This window comes from Achromobacter ruhlandii, assembly GCF_002082135.1.
In the GTDB taxonomy this organism is placed as follows: domain Bacteria; phylum Pseudomonadota; class Gammaproteobacteria; order Burkholderiales; family Burkholderiaceae_B; genus Achromobacter; species Achromobacter ruhlandii.
Map to the genome: position 1 here is coordinate 4,267,797 of NZ_CP017433.1, position 17,872 is coordinate 4,285,668.

14 protein-coding genes are annotated in these 17,872 nt (G+C 67.1%); 8 read left to right on the forward strand and 6 right to left on the reverse strand.

Annotated features, from left to right (window positions below; genetic code table 11):
• Positions 1-138: 138 nt before the first annotated feature.
• Positions 139-1,758, forward strand: coding sequence for a methyl-accepting chemotaxis protein (locus AruCF_RS19225; RefSeq protein ID WP_049075380.1), 1,620 nt, complete (start codon positions 139-141; stop codon positions 1,756-1,758).
• A 111-nt stretch (positions 1,759-1,869) separates the two neighbouring features.
• Here the strand turns inward: AruCF_RS19225 and AruCF_RS19230 are convergent, their stop codons facing one another.
• Complete coding sequence (locus AruCF_RS19230; RefSeq protein ID WP_049075381.1) at positions 1,870-3,180, reverse strand: solute carrier family 23 protein; 1,311 nt, start codon at positions 3,178-3,180, stop codon at positions 1,870-1,872.
• Positions 3,181-3,318: 138 nt separating this feature from the next.
• On the opposite strand from AruCF_RS19230, the gene AruCF_RS19235 reads away from it, so the two are divergent.
• The 6 genes from AruCF_RS19235 to AruCF_RS19260 all read left to right on the forward strand — a co-directional run bounded on the left by AruCF_RS19235 (position 3,319) and on the right by AruCF_RS19260 (position 9,728).
• Positions 3,319-3,750, forward strand: a complete 432-nt coding sequence (locus AruCF_RS19235; protein WP_049075382.1) for a FlxA-like family protein — start codon at positions 3,319-3,321, stop codon at positions 3,748-3,750.
• A gap of 127 nt (positions 3,751-3,877) precedes the next feature.
• Positions 3,878-5,203 (forward strand): ABC transporter substrate-binding protein, encoded by a 1,326-nt coding sequence (locus AruCF_RS19240; protein WP_049075384.1) that lies wholly within the window; start codon positions 3,878-3,880, stop codon positions 5,201-5,203.
• 86 nt (positions 5,204-5,289) lie between these two features.
• A complete protein-coding gene (locus AruCF_RS19245; protein ID WP_049075386.1) occupies positions 5,290-6,999 on the forward strand; it encodes an ABC transporter permease in 1,710 nt (569 codons plus the stop codon).
• Positions 7,000-7,015: 16 nt separating this feature from the next.
• Positions 7,016-8,101, forward strand: a complete 1,086-nt coding sequence (locus AruCF_RS19250; protein WP_006385482.1) for an ABC transporter ATP-binding protein — start codon at positions 7,016-7,018, stop codon at positions 8,099-8,101.
• A gap of 24 nt (positions 8,102-8,125) precedes the next feature.
• Positions 8,126-9,034 carry a LysR family transcriptional regulator gene (locus tag AruCF_RS19255; RefSeq protein ID WP_006385483.1) on the forward strand — a complete coding sequence of 303 codons (909 nt, stop codon included), beginning with the start codon at positions 8,126-8,128 and terminating at the stop codon, positions 9,032-9,034.
• A gap of 49 nt (positions 9,035-9,083) precedes the next feature.
• Positions 9,084-9,728, forward strand: coding sequence for a histidine phosphatase family protein (locus AruCF_RS19260; protein ID WP_049075388.1), 645 nt, complete (start codon positions 9,084-9,086; stop codon positions 9,726-9,728).
• A gap of 52 nt (positions 9,729-9,780) precedes the next feature.
• On the opposite strand, the gene AruCF_RS19265 is transcribed toward AruCF_RS19260, so the two are convergent.
• From AruCF_RS19265 to carA, 4 genes are all read right to left on the reverse strand, one after another.
• On the reverse strand, positions 9,781-10,554 hold the full coding sequence (locus AruCF_RS19265; protein ID WP_049075390.1) for an SDR family oxidoreductase: 774 nt from the start codon (positions 10,552-10,554) through the stop codon (positions 9,781-9,783).
• 89 nt (positions 10,555-10,643) lie between these two features.
• On the reverse strand, positions 10,644-11,540 hold the full coding sequence (lpxO, locus tag AruCF_RS19270; protein WP_049075392.1) for a lipid A hydroxylase LpxO: 897 nt from the start codon (positions 11,538-11,540) through the stop codon (positions 10,644-10,646).
• A gap of 48 nt (positions 11,541-11,588) precedes the next feature.
• A complete protein-coding gene (carB, locus tag AruCF_RS19275) occupies positions 11,589-14,831 on the reverse strand; it encodes a carbamoyl-phosphate synthase large subunit (protein WP_049075393.1) in 3,243 nt (1,080 codons plus the stop codon).
• Between the two features lie 10 nt (positions 14,832-14,841).
• Complete coding sequence (gene carA / locus AruCF_RS19280; protein ID WP_049075395.1) at positions 14,842-15,996, reverse strand: glutamine-hydrolyzing carbamoyl-phosphate synthase small subunit; 1,155 nt, start codon at positions 15,994-15,996, stop codon at positions 14,842-14,844.
• Between the two features lie 222 nt (positions 15,997-16,218).
• Here carA and tal point away from each other — a divergent pair, with 222 nt between their 5' ends.
• The gene (tal, locus tag AruCF_RS19285) at positions 16,219-17,172 is read left to right on the forward strand and encodes a transaldolase (RefSeq protein WP_049077998.1); all 954 of its coding nucleotides are present in this window, start codon (positions 16,219-16,221) and stop codon (positions 17,170-17,172) included.
• A 32-nt stretch (positions 17,173-17,204) separates the two neighbouring features.
• Here the strand turns inward: tal and AruCF_RS19290 are convergent, their stop codons facing one another.
• Positions 17,205-17,732, reverse strand: coding sequence for a carboxymuconolactone decarboxylase family protein (locus AruCF_RS19290; protein ID WP_049075396.1), 528 nt, complete (start codon positions 17,730-17,732; stop codon positions 17,205-17,207).
• Positions 17,733-17,872 lie beyond the last annotated feature (140 nt).

Genomic DNA, 17,872 nt, shown 5'->3' on the forward strand with positions numbered 1-17,872 from the left:
GTATCGCGATTGATTGTGCGTGTTGCAGGTTTGGCGGGCGCATCGCAGTCATCCGGCTCGACGTCCGTCCCTCTGTCGCAGCGCCCGCGGGCAAGGGTCCGCGCCTGTGGCGGAGCGCGTTCAAGACCGGGAGATCCCATGCTGGAAAAACTGAAAGTCCGTACGGGCATGATGCTGGTGCTGGCCTGTTTTGTCATTACCCTGGCACTGGCCTGCGGTTTGAGCTGGATGAATGCCGAAAACAGCGTCCGGGAAATCGAGGACCTGAATAATGTGGCCGTGCATCAGGTCGATCCGCTTTATGAATCCAATGCCGCGCTGCTGCATACCCGGCTGTCGCTGGGCACGGGCATCGCCGACCTGCAGGCCGGCGCCAACGATCAGGCGGCCAGCGCGCAAGCCGCGGCCGCCGAGCAGCTGAAACTGGCGCGCGAGCGCTTCGACCGCTACATGGCGGTGCCCAAGAGCGAGCGCGGCCAGGAGCTGGCGCGGGTCCTGCAGGGCCGCTTCAACGCCTACGCCGCCGCGCTGGACGAACTGGGCGCGGCGCTCAAGGAACGCTCGGTGGCGCGCTACCAGCAGAACGAAGCGCGGGTGCGCCAGGCCGATGCCGAGTTCGCCAAGGACATGCAGGTGTTTCTGGCGCGAGTCCAGGAACGCAGCGACAGCGTGCTGGAGCGCTCGCAGACCACCTATTCGACCGCCCGCATCTCGGCCATCACGCTGCTGTCGGTGGCGCTGCTGCTGGCGGTGGCGTGCTGGGCCTTCATCCGCCGCGGCGTGCTGCTGCCGCTGCAGGACGCGGGCCGACATTTCGACCGCATTGCCGCCGGCGACCTGACGCAGCGCGTGGAGACGCGCTCCAATAACGAGATCGGCACGCTGTTCTCGGCGGTACGGCGCATGCAGGAGGGTCTGACCCGCACGGTGACCACGGTGCGCCAGGGCGTCGACGAAATCAACGTCGGCGCGGCCGAGATCGCGGCCGGCAACGCCAATCTGTCGACCCGCACAGAGGAACAGGCGGCCGCGCTCGAAGAGACCGCCTCGACCATGGAAGAGCTGGCCGCCACGGTCAAGCAGAACGCGGAGAACGCCGCCCAGGCCAATCAGCTGGCGGCGGTGAGCATGGAGGTGGCGCAGCGCGGCGGCCACACGGTCGGCCAGGTGGTGGCCACCATGCAAGGCATTTCGGACAGTTCGCGCCGAATCGCCGAGATTGTCTCGGTGATCGACGGCATCGCCTTCCAGACCAACATCCTGGCGTTGAACGCCGCTGTGGAGGCGGCCCGGGCCGGCGAACAGGGCAAGGGCTTCGCCGTGGTGGCCGGCGAGGTGCGCACGCTGGCGCAGCGCGCCGCGCAGGCGGCCAAAGAGATCAAGGCGCTGATCGAAACCTCGGTCGATACGGTCGCGGCCGGCTCATCGCAGGTCGCGGCCGCCGGACAGACCATGGACGAAATCGTGACCTCGGTGCAGCGCGTGGCCGACATCATGGGTGAAATCTCGGCGGCCTCGGCGCAGCAGGCCGGCGGCATCGACCAGGTCAGCCTGGCGGTATCGCAGATGGACGAGGTGACGCAGCAGAACGCCGCGCTGGTGGAGCAGGCCTCGGCGGCCGCGTCGGCGATGGAGGATCAGGCCCGGCGCCTGGCGGAGGCGACCGCGGTCTTCAAGACCCAGTCGGGCCAGGTGATCGAGGCCGCCCCGGTGCAGGTGGGCGGACGGACGCCGGCGTCGCGGCTGTCGCGTTCCTGAGCGGCGCCGGCCTGTCGCGACCGGCCAGCGGAGCGGCCGCCTCGCGGCCGGCCGCCGCGGGTCGGGCGCGGCGCCCGAGGGACGGGCGCCTGGCAGGACAGCCGCCCCACCCTATTTCTTGCGGCGCAGCAACGCGTACAGGATGATGGCGCCGAAGGTCGCGGTGCCGATGCCGCCCAGCGTGAAGTTGCCCAGCTTGACAGTGAAGTCGCCCGCGCCCAGCACCAGCGTGACCGCGGCCACGATCAGGTTGCGGTTGTCGCTGAAGTCGACCTGATTGACGACCCAGATGCGGGCCCCGGCAATGGCGATCAGGCCGAAGACCACCACCGACATGCCGCCCAGCACGGGCGCGGGAATGGTCTGGATCAGCGCGCCGAACTTGGGCGAGAAGCCCAGCACGATGGCGATCAGCGCGGCGATCACGAACACCAGCGTCGAATAGATGCGGGTCACCGCCATCACGCCGATGTTCTCGGCGTAGGTGGTGACGCCGGTGCCGCCCACCGCGCCCGAGACCATGGTGGCCACGCCGTCGCCGACAAAGGCGCGGCCCAGGTAGCGGTCCAGGTCCTGGCCGGTCATGGCGCTGACCGCCTTGACGTGGCCCAGGTTCTCGGCGACCAGGATGATGGCCACCGGCACGATCAGGCCCATGGCTTCGGCCTTGAAGACCGGCGCGGCGAAGTGCGGCAGCCCGAACCAGGCGGCGGCCGACACGGCCGAGAAATCCATCGGCTTGCCCAGGCCCATGCCGTTGGCGAAGATCGCATACACCACGCAGGCCAGGATCAGGCCGACCAGGATCAGCAGGCGCTGCACCATGCCCTTGGTGTAGACGGCGATGCCTCCCACGCACAGGATGGTGACGATCGCCATGGCACTGTCGAAGCCCGAGGCGCCCATGGCGCCCTTGGCGGCGATGGGCGCCAGGTTCAGGCCGATCACCGCGACCACCGCGCCGGTCACCACCGGCGGCATCAGGGCGTCGATCCAGTTGGCGCCGCCGCCGGCGCGGCCATTGGCGATCCAGACCAGGACGCCGATCAGGGTGTAGGCCAGGCCGCAGGCAATGATGGCGCCCAGCGCCACGCCGATGTTGGCGTTGGCCCCGCCGCCGGCATAGCCGGTGACGGCGATGACGCCGCCGATGAAGGCGAAGCTGGAGCCCAGGTAGCTGGGCACGCGGCCGCCCACGAACAGGAAGAAGATCAGGGTGCCGATGCCCGACATCAGGATGGCGACGTTGGGGTCGAAGCCCATCAGCAGCGGCGCCAGCACGGTGGAGCCGAACATCGCCACCACGTGCTGGGCGCCCATGGCCACGTTCTTGGGCCAGGACAGCCGTTCGTCGGGCGCAATGATGACGCCGGGCTCGGCGTCGTCCGCGAGGCGCCAGCGCGGAAAATAGGAATTGGACATGGAATCCCCGGGAGTGATTGGTGTGAGCGGGCGCCAGTGTAAAGGGGGCCGGGAAGGGGCGGCAACTTAAGTTCCTGGCCGGAATGCCGTACTAGTGGAAACCCCCATTCAATCCTTCGCCCCCCCCCGGAGACCTTCATGGCCATCGATTCCATCAGCGGCACCTCGCGCATCGGCAGCATGGCCGACCTGTGGGCGCAGAAGATCCAGGCCAACAAGGAAGCCAAGGACGCCAAGGCCGGCGACCCGGGCGTCAGCGTCACGCCAGACGGCAAGATCCGCGTCAACAACGCCGGCGCGATGAAGGTGGGCCAGGCCGAGGAAACCGAATCGTCCGAAAACGACGATCATTACACCCGGCAGATCAAGGAACTGCAGCGCCAGCTCAAGCGTGTCATGGAGCAGATCGAACGCGTGCGCGACAGCAATGCGTCGGCGGAGCAGAAGGCCACCCAGATGCAGGCGTTGAATGGTCAGGCGCTGCAGATCATGAACCAGATCCAGCAGGTGATGAACGAAAAGATCAAGGCGATGGCCAAGGCCAACGGCGGCGTCTCGGCCACGGCCTAGTTTCCTTCCCGCGGGTTCTCCCGAATGCCCGCCACACTGATGGCGCGCATCAAAATTTGTGATTGGACTGGCGGCGCACGCAGCCGCTAAGGTCTCCGGACAAATCGAAAAACCACGGAGACAAACCATGCATGCAATGCGCACAGCCCTTGCAGGGGCGCTGCTGGCCGCCTGCGCCGCCCCCGCCCTGGCGGGCACCGTCACGGTGATCACGTCGTTCCCGAAAGATTTGACCCAGGCCTACAAGACCGCGTTCGAGAAGGCCAACCCCGGCATCACGCTGGAAATCCTCAACAAGAACACCGTGTCCGGCATCGCCTACGTGCGCGAGACGCCGGCCGGCCAGCGCCCGGAAGTGTTCTGGGCCAGCGCCCCGGACGCCTTCGAGGTGCTGGGCCGCGACAAGCTGCTGGCCAAGTCCTCGGACGTCGCCAACAAGGACGTGCCGGACAAGATCGGCAATTATCCCATCAACGACCCGGGCGGCATGTACCTGGGCCAGGCGCTGGCCGGCTACGGCATCGTCTACAACACGCGCTACATCGCGGCGCACAAGATCCCCGCGCCGGTCGAATGGAAAGACCTGCTGGCGCCGCACTGGTTCGGCCACGTCGGCATCACCTCGCCCTCGCGCTCGGGCACCATGCACCTGACGGTCGAGACCATCCTGCAGGGCGAAGGCTGGGACGACGGCTGGAACACCCTGCTGCGCATGTCGGGCAACAGCAGCGCCGTCACCGAGCGTTCGTTCGGCGTGCCGGACGGCGTCAACAACGGCCAGTTCGGCGCGGGTCCGGTGATCGACTTCTTCGGCCTGTCGAGCAAGTACTCGAAGTTCCCGGTGGAATTCGTCTATCCCTCCGAGACCGCCATCGTGCCGGCCAACATCGCGCTGATCGACGGCGCCAAGAACACGGAGGAAGGCAAGAAGTTCATCGCTTTCACGCTCAGCCAGGCGGGCCAGGAACTGCTGCTGGAGCCGAAGATCTCGCGCCTGCCGGTGCTGCCGTATTCGGCGCTGGGCGGCAAGGTGCCGCAAGGCTATCCCGACCCGGCCGAGATCGCGCGCCGCAGCAAGGTGCAGTTCAACGCGGACCTGTCGCAGACGCGCTATTACGTGGTGCAGTCGCTGTACGACCAGACCGTCACGTTCCGCCTGAAGGAACTGCAGGCGGCGACCAAGGCGATCTACGACGCCGAGGCCAAGCTCGGCGACAAGGGCAAGAGCGGCAAGCCGGCCGAACTGCTGGCGCAGGCCCGCAAGCTGGCCTGGGCGCCGCTGGTGGACGGCAAGCAGGCCGCCGATCCCGAGTTCCTGAAGATCTTCAGCGGCAACAAGAAGGACGCCGCGGTCAACCAGCAGATCACCAAGCTGGAAGGTGAATGGAACGGCACGGCCAAGAGCAATTATGAGCAGGCCGTGAAGCTGGCGCGGGAAGCCGCGGCGCTCTGAGCCCGGCTCGCGCCGGACGGGGGGCTCGCCCCGTCCGGCCGCCGCCCGCCGCGGGCGGACTGTCTTGAACCATTACGGGAATCTCGATGAATCTTCCGGGCCATTCACGCCTGCCCGCCGGCCCCGTGCTGGCCGCGCTCCTTGTGCTGGGTTTCCTGGCGCTGTTCCTGGCCGTGCCGGTGGGCACGGTGTTCTACAGCGCCTTCGTCAATGCCGACGGCGGCTTCACCATCGGCCACTTCGGCGCGTTCTTCAACCAGCCGCTGATGCTGGAGGCATTCTTCAACAGCCTCTACGTGGCGGGCTGGTCGGCGCTGCTGGCCTCGCTGATCGCGGTGCCGCTGGCGTACTTCACGGTGCGCTTTGATTTCCGCGGCGCGCTCATCATCCAGACGCTGGGGGTGCTGCCACTGATCATGCCGCCCTTCGTCGGCGCGGTGGCGATGCAGCTCATCTTCGGCCGCTCCGGCAGCGTCAACCTGCTGCTGAACGACTGGTTCGGCTTCACCATCCCGTTCATGGAAGGCCTGAACGGCGTCATCTTCGTCGAGGCGCTGCACTACTTCCCGTTCATCCTGATGAACCTGGTGGTGGCGCTGCGCAACATCGACGGCGCCATGGAGGAAGCGGCCTTCAACCTCGGCGCGCGCGGTTTCCGGCTATTCCGCCGCGTGATCTTCCCGCTGGCGCTGCCGGGCTACGTGGCCGGCACCTCGCTGGTGTTCGTCAAGGTGTTCGACGACCTCGGCACGCCGCTGGTGCTGGGCACCACCAACATGCTGGCGCCGCAGGCCTATCTGCGCATCACCCAGGTGGGGCTGGAGGATCCGCTGGGCTACGTCATCAGCGTCATCATGATCGCCTTCTCGATCCTGGCGCTGTGGCTGTCGGCGCGGGTGCTCAAGGGCCGCGACTACTCCACGCTGCAAAAGGGCGGCAACTCGATCCAGAAGCGCAAGCTGCGCCCCGCCGAAAGCGTGCTGGCCTATGGCTGGATCATCCTGGTGCTGCTGCTGGTGTTGTCGCCGCACATGGGCGTGCTGCTGCTGTCCCTGGCGAGCGTCTGGAGCTTCGCGCCGCTGCCGGACGGCTACACGCTGGCGCACTACAGCGCGGTGTTCAGCGAATCGCAGGGCATGATCGCCAACACCCTGCTCTATTGCGGCCTGGCGGCGGGCGTGGACGTGATCCTGGGCACCGCCATCGCCTACCTGATGCTGCGCACCCGGCTGCCGGCGCGCCAGTGGCTGGATTTCCTGGCCTCGGCGGCGCTGGCGATCCCGGGCATCGTGCTGGCGATCGGATTGCTGCGCACATTCCGCGGGGTGGAGATCCCGGGCACCGGCACGCTGCTGACCTCGTCGTGGATCATCATCATGATCGCGTACTCGGTGCGGCGGCTGCCCTACGCCTTGCGCTCGTGCGTGGCCGCGCTGCAGCAGATCAACGTATCGCTGGAGGAAGCGGCGCAATCGCTGGGCGCGACCCGGATGCGCACCATCCGGCGCGTGGTGGTGCCATTGATGGCCGGGGGCATGCTGGCCGGCTTCGTGACCAGCTTCGTGACGGCGGCGGTGGAGCTGTCGGCCACCATCATGCTGGTCACCAAGGACAGCCAGGCGCCGATGAGCTATGGCATCTATCTGTACATGCAGAGCGCGGCGGGCCGGGGTCCGGGCGCCGCGCTGGGCGTGCTGGCGGTGGCCGCGGTCGCCATCGGCACCTATGTCTCGCACTTGCTGGTGGAACGCGCCCAGGCGCGCCAGCGCCCGGCGCGTCACGACGAGACGGCCTGAATCAAGGGGAATCGACATGAAGAAAGTCAGCGTTGAATGCCGCAACATCCGGCTGTCGTATGGCAAGACGGAAGTGCTCAAGGACGTCAACATCCACATCGAACCGGGCGAGTTCTTCGCCCTGCTGGGGCCGTCGGGCTCGGGCAAGTCCACCCTGCTGCGCCTGATCGCGGGCTTCAACCGGCAGGACGCCGGCCAGTTGCTGGTGGATGGCAAGGACATCAGCGCCATCCCGCCATGGGACCGCAATATCGGCATGGTGTTCCAGAACTATGCGCTGTGGCCGCACATGACGGTGTGGGACAACGTGGCGTTCGGGCTGGTCGAGCGCAAACTGCCGCGCGAGCAGATCCGCGCCAAGGTCGAGGCCGCGCTGGAGCTGGTGGGGCTGTCGCAGTACGCACGCCGGCGCCCCAACCAGCTGTCCGGCGGCCAGCAGCAGCGCGTGGCGCTGGCGCGCACCATCGTGATCGAACCGCAGGTGCTGCTGCTGGACGAGCCGCTGTCCAACCTGGACAAGAAGCTGCGCGTGCAGATGCGCCAGGACCTGCTGAGCCTGCAGCGGCGGCTGGGCATCACCACCATCTTCGTCACCCACGACCAGGAAGAGGCCATGACCACCGCCGACCGCATGGCGGTGCTGGACCACGGCGTGGTGCAGCAGATCGGCGCGCCCAGCACGCTGTTCGACTATCCAGTGAACCGCTTCGTGGCCAACTTCGTCGGCACCATGAACGTGCTGGAGGGCGAGGTGCGCGAGCGCACCAGCGGCAGCGTGGTGCTGGCGGTGGAAGGCGTGGGCGACCTGCACCTGCCACTGGCGGCCGAAGCGCCGGCGGCGCAGCGGCTGGCGGCGAGCTTCCGGCCGCACACGGTGCAGATCGAGATGGCCGACGGACTGGGCGACGCGCGCTACGTGTGGCTGCCGGGCGTGGTGGAAAGCAGCGAGTTCCTGGGCGAATTCACTCGCTACCAGGTGCAGATCGGCGAACAGCGCCTGACGGCCGACCAGTCGCACCTGGCGGGACTGTCGCCGTTCCCGGTGGGCGCGCCGGTGTCGATCGGGTTGGAGCCGACGCAAGTACGGCTGCTTGCCGCCTGAGCCCGCTTCCCCTACAAAGGCGGCATGGAAATCTATCAGATCCGCGCCTTCGTCACGGTTGCCCGCCTGGGCAACCTGACGCGGGCCGCCGAAGCGCTGTCGCTGACCCAGCCTGCCGTCACCGCGCAGATCAAGGCGCTGGAACAGAGCCTGGGCGTGGCGCTGTTCGACCGCAGCGGCGGACGCCTGGCGCTGGCCAAGGCCGGCGAGATGCTGCTGCCCACCGCCGAATCGCTGCTGGTGCTGGGCGCGCAATTCAAATCGGAGGCCCAGCAGCTGCAGGGCAGCCTGCAAGGCGTGGTGGAACTGGGCCTGCCCAGCGAAAAGCCCGACTTCCTGCGGCTGGGCGAGCTGGCGGCGGCCATCACGCAACGGCTGCCCCTGATCGAGTTGAAGACGCAGATCCAGCCCACCGCCGTGCTGGCCGAGCAGGTCAGCACCGGCCGGCTGCCGGCGGCGCTGACCATTGCCGCGCACCCGCCGCGCGGCGTGCTGTGGCTGCCGCTGCGCAGCGTGCGCTACCGCATCGCGCTGCCGACCGAACACGCCGCCGTGCTCAAGCGCGGCGGCTGGCGCGAGGTGGCGCAATTGCCTTGGCTGGACGGCCCCGCCGGCAGCCACACCCACCTGCTGTTGCGCGACATGTTCGAGCGCCACGGCCTGTCGCCGCGCATCGCCATGCAGAACGACGACCAGGCCAACCTGGAGGCGCTGGTGCGGGCCGGCGCCGGTTGCGCGCTGCTGCGCGAGGAGACCGCGCTGGCCGGCGCGGCCTCGGGCGATTTCATGGTGTGGGGCCAGGCGCGCGCCGACGCCACGCTCGGCTTCATCCTGCCCTACGAACGCGCTAGCGAGCCCGCGCTGGTCGCGTTAAGCTCGGTGATTCAAGCCATCTGGAAGCCGCGCGCGCCCGTCGCGCCCGAGCCGCTCTGAGCCGGGTCGGTCCGCCACCCGCGCCCTTCCCCACCCTATCGACACCGCAATGACTGAAATCTGGTTCATCCGCCACGGCGAAACCGACTGGAACCGCCAGCGCCGCCTGCAGGGCTGGCAAGACATCCCCTTGAACGAATTCGGCCGCAACCAGGCCGGCCTGCTGGCCTCGCGCCTGCGCGAAGACGCGCGCAACACGCCGATCGACGCCATCTACAGCAGCGACCTGCAGCGCGCCCACGCCACCGCCACGCCGGTATCGGAACAACTGGACCTACGCGTGCGGATCGAGCCCGGCATCCGCGAGCGTGGCTTCGGCGTGCTCGAAGGACTGGACCTGGACCGCATCGATGTGCTGGCGCCGGAAGCGGCGGCCGCCTGGCGCAGCCGCGATCCGCTGCGCCCGCTGGACGGCGGCGAGACGCTGGGCCAGTTCCAGTCGCGCGTCATTGCGACGGTCGACGACGTGGCCAGCCGCCACATCGGCGAGCGCATCCTGATGTTCACCCACGGCGGCGTGCTGGACATCATCTGGCGCCATGCCAGCGGCGTGCCGCTGAACGCGCCGCGCGACGCGGCGCTGCTGAACGTCAGCATCAACCGCGTCGGCGTGCGCGGCCGCCAGTGGCAAGTGCTGGATTGGGGCGACGTGGGCCACGTGGCCGCCGAGGTCGGCGACGACGTCGTGCCGTGACGGCCGGCGCCAGGGTGTCGTCCTGACGCCCTGGCCGCTGTCGCCCTGCGGCTCAGCCGGCTTTGTCCGCCTTGCGCGGCTTGCGCGGCGCGTTGCGCGCCAGCCGGTCGTAGACCGCGTTGGGCAGCAAGCGCATCAGTTTCGCCACCACGCCCATCTGCCAGGGAATCACCGTGTACGTGGTGCCGCGCCCAATCGCCGCCTGGGCGCGCTGCGCGAACTTGTCGGCGTCCATCAGGAACGGCATCTTGTACGGATTGTGCGCCGTCATCGCGGTCTTGATGTACCCCGGCGCGATGGTGACGACACGGATGCCGTCGCCCGCCAGTTCCAACCGCAGGCTTTCGCAGTAGGTCACCACCGCCGACTTGGAGGCGCTGTACGCCCCCGCGCCCGGTAGCCCGCGCACGCCGGCGACGCTGGCGATGCCGACCAGCCGGCCGCCGCCGGCGGCTCGCATCGGCTCGACGAACGGCTCGAAAGTCGCCACGGTCGCCAGCAGGTTGGTGTCGACGATGGCCTTGAAGACCTCGTAGTCTTCGTGATGGCCGGTCAACGTGCCGGCGCTGATGCCGGCGCTGGCGATGACCACATCCACCCGCCCCTGGCAGAACGCAATGAAATCCTGCGCCGCCGCGTGCAGCGCCTGACGGTCGCGCACGTCCACGGCGTAGCAGCGGTGCTGGCCGGGCAGGCTGGCGGCCAGTTCCCGCAGCGCGTCCTCGCGCCGGCCCAGCAGGCCGAGCGTGGCGCCGGCGGCGGCATAGCGCTGCGCCAGGGCGCGGCCCAGTCCGCTGCTGGCGCCGGTAATGAATACTCTGTCCATGGAGGCTCGCCCCGGGTCGGATGAAAAAAGGCGGAGCCTCTCGCAAGAGAGGCCCCGCCCGCTATGCTACAGGAAGGTCGGCGCGAGTCTTACAGGAAGATCAGAGCGAAGATCGCCGCCACCAGCGCCCACTTGGACAGGTAGTACAGCGGCTTGCTCTTCTTCTTGAGCGCCTTGCCGAAGCGGCGCACCGCATACACCGCGCCGAAGATGCGATTGATGCCGCCGGTGGCGTCGCCTTCCTGGTTGGGCGCGGCCGCCGCGCGCAACAGGAAGCCGCCGACCACGCGGTTGAACGCCTGGGCCCAGCGGTAACGCATGGGGCGCTCGACGTCGGCGAACAGGATGATCCGGTTCTGGTCGGTCTTGTTTTCGGCGTAATGGATGAAGGTCTCGTCGAACACGACCGCCTCGCCGTCGCGCCAGTGGTATTCCTGGCCGTCGACGTTGATGTAGCAGTCGGGGCTGTTCGGCGTGATCAGGCCCATGTGGAAACGCAGCGAACCGGCGTACGGATCACGATGGCGCGGCAGGCGGCTGCCCGGGGGCAGCGAGGCGAACATCGCGGCCTTGATAGTCGGGATGCCCGCCAGCAGCTTGGTCGTGACCGGACAGAGGGCCTCGGCCGACGGATGGTCGGCGTCGTACCACTTCAGGTAGAAGCGCTTCCAGCCCGTCTTGAAGAACGAGTTGAAGCCTGCATCGTTGTACTTGTCCGACGCCTTGATGTGACCGTCCCCGTACAGATTGACGGCCTCGGCGCGGATTTCCTCGCAGCGGTCCAGCAAGACCTTCAGTTCCGGGAACTGGTCCAGGTCGAGATAGGGCTTGTTGGGCACGCTGGAGAACGCGTACATGAAACAGTTCAGCGGGGCGGTGAACGTGGAATGATCCAACGCCTGCCGCGAGAACTTGTGTCGGACGCGGCCACGGTAGTGAACTACCGTGGCGCATACGATGAATAACGCCAGAATGAACCACTTCATTCTTTTGTCCTCAATTCACTTGCGACGCGCCCTCTGCGCGTCCAAGCGCTATTTGTCCAACAACGACGCGTGAAGTTCCTGCAGCGGATACACCTGCAGGCCGAGGCCTTGACGCAGGTACTGCATGCCCTCGACCGCGGCACGCGCACCGGCGATGGTGGTGAAGAAGGTCACGCGCGCGGCCAGCGCCTGCGTACGGATGGTACGCGAGTCGGCGATGGCGTTGCGGCGCTCTTCGACGGTGTTGATGACCAGCGCGATCTCGCCGTTCTTGACCATGTCGACGATGTGCGGACGGCCTTCCGTGACCTTGTTGACCAGCTGCACGGGAATGCCCGCCGCTTCGATCTCGGCCGCGGTGCCGCGCGTGGCCACCAGCTTGAAGCCCAGGGCGTGCAGGCCGCGCGCCACTTCCACGGCGCGGGGCTTGTCCTGGTTCTTGACGCTGATGAAGGCCGTGCCGGATTCCGGCAGGCGCACACCGGCGGCCAGCTGCGACTTGACGAAGGCTTCGCCGAAGCTGGTGCCCACGCCCATGACTTCGCCGGTCGACTTCATTTCCGGGCCGAGGATGGTGTCCACGCCCGGGAACTTCACGAACGGGAACACGGCTTCCTTGACCGAGAAGTAAGGCGGCACGACTTCGCGGGTGATGCCCTGGGCCGCCAGCGTCTGGCCGGCCATGGCGCGCGCGGCGATCTTGGCCAATTGCAGGCCGGTGGCCTTGGACACGTAGGGCACCGTGCGCGAAGCGCGCGGGTTCACTTCCAGCACGTATACGTCGCCGCCCTGGATGGCGAACTGCACGTTCATCAGGCCGCTGACGTTCAGGGCCTTGGCCATCATGCCGGTCTGGCGCTTGATCTCGGCGATGACGTCGGCCGACAGCGAGTACGGCGGCAGGCTGCAGGCGGAGTCGCCCGAGTGCACGCCGGCCTGCTCGATGTGTTCCATGACGCCGCCGATGAAGACGGTTTCGCCGTCGGCCAGGCAGTCCACGTCGACTTCGGTGGCGTTGTTCAGGAAGCGGTCCAGCAGCACGGGCGAGTCATTGCTGACCTTCACGGCCTCGCGCATGTAGCGTTCGAGGTCCTGCTGCTCGTGCACGATTTCCATGGCGCGGCCGCCCAGCACGTAGCTGGGACGCACCACCAGGGGGTAGCCGATCTCGGCGGCGTGGGCCAGGGCCTCGCCTTCGGTGCGGGCCGTGCGGTTGGGCGGCTGGCGCAGGCCGAGCTTGTTCAGCAGCTTCTGGAAACGCTCGCGGTCTTCGGCGATGTCGATGGATTCCGGGCTGGTGCCGATGATCGGCACGCCGTTGGCTTCCAGCGCGCGCGCCAGCTTCAGCGGGGTCTGGCCGCCGTACTGGACGATCATGCCGACCGGGTTTTCCTTGTGGACGATTTCCAGCACGTCTTCCAGCGTCAACGGCTCGAAGTACAGGCGATCGGACGTGTCGTAGTCGGTGGAGACGGTTTCCGGGTTGCAGTTGACCATGATGGTCTCGTACCCGTCGTCACGCAGCGCCAGCGCGGCGTGCACGCAGCAGTAGTCGAACTCGATGCCCTGGCCGATGCGGTTCGGGCCACCGCCCAGCACCACGATCTTCTTGCGGTCGGTGGGCGCGGCTTCGCACTCTTCCTCGTAGGTCGAGTACATGTAGGCCGTGCGGGTGGCGAACTCGGCGGCGCAGGTGTCCACGCGCTTGTAGACCGGGCGCACGTTCAGCTGGTGACGCAGCTTGCGCACTTCGGATTCGACCGTGTCCAGCAGGAACGCCAGGCGGCGGTCGGAGAAACCGCGGCGCTTCAGTTCCCACAGGGTGGCGTGGTCCAGGTCGGACAGCGTCTTCTGTTCGAGCGCCAGCTCGATGTCGACGATTTCCTTGATCTGCGACAGGAACCAGGGGTCGATGTGCGTGATGTTGTGCACTTCGTCCAGCGTGAAGCCTTGCGCGAAGGCGTCGCCCACGTACCAGATGCGTTCCGGACCGGGTTCGCCCAGCTCGACCTGCAGCTTCTCGCGGTCGGTGGTCTTCTGGTTCAGGCCGTCGACGCCGACTTCCAGGCCGCGCAGCGCCTTCTGGAACGATTCCTGGAAGGTGCGGCCGATGGCCATGACTTCACCCACGGACTTCATCTGGGTGGTCAGGCGCGCGTCGGCGGTGGGGAATTTCTCGAAGGCGAAACGCGGCACCTTGGTGACCACGTAGTCGATCGACGGTTCGAACGAGGCGGGCGTGGCGCCGCCGGTGATTTCGTTCTTGAGCTCGTCCAGCGTGTAGCCCACGGCCAGGCGCGCGGCGACCTTGGCGATGGGGAAACCGGTGGCCTTGGACGCCAGCGCCGACGAACGCGACACGCGCGGGTTCATCTCGATGACGATCATGCGGCCGTTCTTGGGGTTGACCGCGAACTGCACGTTCGAGCCGCCCGTGTCCACGCCGATCTCGCGCAACACCGCGATCGATGCATTACGCATGATCTGGTATTCCTTGTCGGTCAGCGTCTGGGCCGGCGCCACGGTGATGGAGTCACCGGTGTGCACGCCCATGGGGTCCAGGTTCTCGATGGAGCAGACGATGATGCAGTTGTCCGCCTTGTCGCGGACCACTTCCATCTCGAATTCCTTCCAGCCCAGCAGCGACTCTTCGATCAGCAGCTCGCTGGTGGGCGAGGCCTCCAGGCCGCGGCGGCAGATGGTTTCGAATTCTTCGGCGTTGTAGGCGATGCCGCCGCCCGAGCCGCCCATGGTGAAGCTGGGGCGGATCACGGCGGGGAAGCCGGAGGTGCCGACTTCCGCGGCGATGCGGCGCTGCACTTCCCAGGCTTCGTCCATGCTGTGGGCGACGCCCGACTTGGCCGATTCCAGGCCGATGTCGGTCATGGCCTGCTTGAACTTCTGGCGGTCCTCGGCCTTTTCGATGGCGTGCTCGTTGGCGCCGATCAGTTCGACGTTGTGCTTTTTCAGCACGCCGTGGTGGGCCAGGTCGAGCGCGCAGTTCAGCGCGGTCTGGCCGCCCATGGTGGGCAGCAGCGCATCGGGCTTTTCACGCTCGATGATCTTTTCGACGGCCTGCCAGGTGATGGGCTCGATGTAGGTGACGTCGGCCGTTTCCGGGTCCGTCATGATCGTGGCGGGGTTGCTGTTCACCAGGATGGTGCGGTAACCCTCGGCCTTGAGCGCCTTGCACGCTTGCGCGCCGGAATAGTCGAATTCGCAGGCCTGCCCGATGATGATGGGGCCGGCGCCGATGATGAGAATGCTTTTTAGGTCTGTACGCTTGGGCATGATGCAATCTTTACTTTTGGCCGGACATCAGGCTGATGAACTTGTCGAACAGCTCCAGGATGTCGTGCGGACCGGGGCTGGCTTCGGGGTGGCCCTGGAAGCAGAAGGCCGGACGGTCGGTGAGCTCGAAGCCCTGCAGCGTGCCGTCGAACAGCGAGACGTGCGTGACGCGCGCATTGGCCGGCAGGCTGGCCGCATCGACCGCGAAACCGTGGTTCTGGCTGGTGATGAAGACGCGCTTGGAGGCCAGGTCCTGCACCGGGTGGTTGGCGCCGTGGTGGCCGGTCTTCATCTTGAGCGTCTTGCCGCCGACGGCCAGGCCCATGATCTGGTGGCCCAGGCAGATGCCGAACACCGGCAGCTTCTTGTCCAGGAACACGCGGGTGGCGTCGATGGCGTAGTCGCAGGGCTCGGGGTCACCGGGGCCGTTGGACAGGAACACGCCGTCGGGGTTGAGCTTGAGGACGTCCTCGGCGCTGGTCTGGGCCGGCACCAGCGTCAGGCGGCAGCCACGGTCGGCCAGCAGGCGCAGGATGTTGGACTTGATGCCGAAGTCGTAGGCGACGACATGGAATTTGGACTGGTCGGGCTGGGTGTAGCCTTCGCCCAGTTGCCAGGTGCCCTGGGTCCAGGTGGTGCTGTCCTTGATGGACACGACCTTGGCCAGATCCTGGCCGGCCATGCCGGCAAAGCCACGGGCCAGTTCGACGGCGCGGTCGGCGTCCGAACCAACGAAGATGCAGGCGCCCTGGGCGCCCTTTTCACGCAGGATGCGGGTCAGCTTGCGGGTGTCGATGCCGGAAATGGCGACGATGCCCTGCTCGGACAGGTACTCGGGCAGCGATTGCGTGGAACGGAAGTTCGACACGCGGGCGGGACAGTCGCGCACCACCAGGCCGGCGGCGTAGACGCGATTGGCTTCGACGTCCTCGGCGTTGACGCCGGTGTTGCCGATATGCGGATAGGTCAGCGTGACGATCTGGCCGCTATAGCTGGGATCGGTGAGAATTTCCTGGTACCCGGTCATCGCGGTGTTGAACACCACTTCGGCAACGGTATGCCCAGGCGCACCGATCGACACGCCTCGAAAAATGGTACCGTCCGCCAGAGCCAGAATTGCAGGAGGGAAGCGGTTGATCCCCTCGGGAAAGAGTTGCGGCAGCACAGTAAACCCCGGTTTTAGAATCGATAATCAAACCTTGGAATTATACCTTGAGCGGGCGTTTTTCCCGGGGAACCGCGCCAAATAAGGCTGAGATCGGAGATTTCGGCCGCCGCGCCAGGCCGATCACGGCCCGCCGCCGGCCTACCAACGGTGACAGCGCCGTCGGCGGCTCGGTGATACGCTAAAGCACCTTCAACCCTGATGCTGCGAGCCGTATTGTCCATGTCCAGCCAACTTGACGCCCTGCGCAATCACACCACCGTCGTCGCCGACACCGGCGATTTCGAAGCGATGAAGGCGCTGCGTCCCACCGACGCCACCACAAATCCGTCCCTTATTTTGAAGGCCGTGCAGCAGGACGCCTACCGCCCGCTGCTGGAAAAGACCGCGCGCGACCACCGCGGCGCCCCCACGCCCGAATTGATGGATCGCCTGCTGGTCGCCTTTGGCCGCGCCATCCTGGACATCGTGCCCGGCCGCGTCTCGACCGAAGTGGACGCGCGCCTGTCGTTCGACACCCGCGCCACCATCGAGCGCGCCCGCGCCCTGATCGCCCTGTACGAAGCCGCCGGCGTGCCGCGCGAACGGGTGCTGATCAAGATCGCATCCACCTGGGAAGGCATCCAGGCGGCCCGCGCGCTGCAGGCCGAGGGCGTGCGCTGCAACCTGACGCTGCTGTTCTCGCTGCCGCAGGCGGTGGCCTGCGCCGATGCCCAGGTGCAGTTGATCTCGCCGTTCGTCGGCCGCATCTACGACTGGCACAAGAAGGCCGCGGGCGCCAATTGGGTCGAAGCCGACCACGCCGGCGCGCGCGACCCCGGCGTGCAGTCGGTGACCCGCATCTACCAGTACTACAAGCGTTTCGGCATCGCCACCGAGATCATGGGCGCCAGCTTCCGCAACGTCGGCCAGATCCTGGCCCTGTCGGGCTGCGACCTGCTGACCATCAGCCCCGAGCTGCTGACCCAGCTGTCGCAGACCGAGGGCGACGCGCCGGCGCAACTGCGCGCCGACGCGGTAACCGGCGATATCGCCCGCATCGCCTCGGATGAAGTGGCGTTCCGCACCCAGCTCAATGACGACGCCATGGCCAGCGACAAGCTGGCCGAAGGCATCCGCGCGTTCGTGGCCGACGCCATCAAGCTGGACGCGCTGATCGAGGCGCAGCGCGCCTGACCGCTTGCCCGGCCGGCCTTGGCCGGGAGCGCTCAGCGATGATCGTGCGAATGCACCTGCAGCGCTTCCAGGAAGCGTGACACCATGTTGTAGGCGGCCACGGTGGCGGTGAGTTCGACGATCAGCTTTTCGGACCCCATGGCGGCGCGCGCCGCCTGGAACACCGGCTCGGGCACCTGCACCTGGCGCGTCATGGCGTCGGTGTAGGCCAGCACGGCGCGTTCGCGCTCGCTGAAGAGGGCCGAGGCCTCCCAATCGGACAAGGCGTCCAGCTGGGCTTGCGACACGCCCTCTTTCAGCGCGATCGGCGCATGCTGGTCGGCCTCGTAGGGCGCGCCGTTGATCGCCGCCACTCGCATGATCACCAATTCGCGGAGGTCGCCCGGCAGGGTCGACAACTGCCGGATCGAGGTCAGGTAGTTGAGCCAGCCGCCGGCCACGGCCGGGCTGTGCAGCAACATCTGGTACAAGTGCAGCACGCTGCCGCGTTCGGCGACGATGCGCTCGACCAGGGGTCGCGCTTCGGGATGGGACAAATCGGCGTAGGGAAGACGCGCCATGAAAACTCCGGAATAATCCGGCCGCTTGCGCCAAACGGCCAGGGGGATGGTGGACGCCCAAAAGACGAGGCGGCGCGCGCCAAAATCCCCGACGCTGCATATGCACACATTCGCAAGAACTTTGACATAATGACAACACA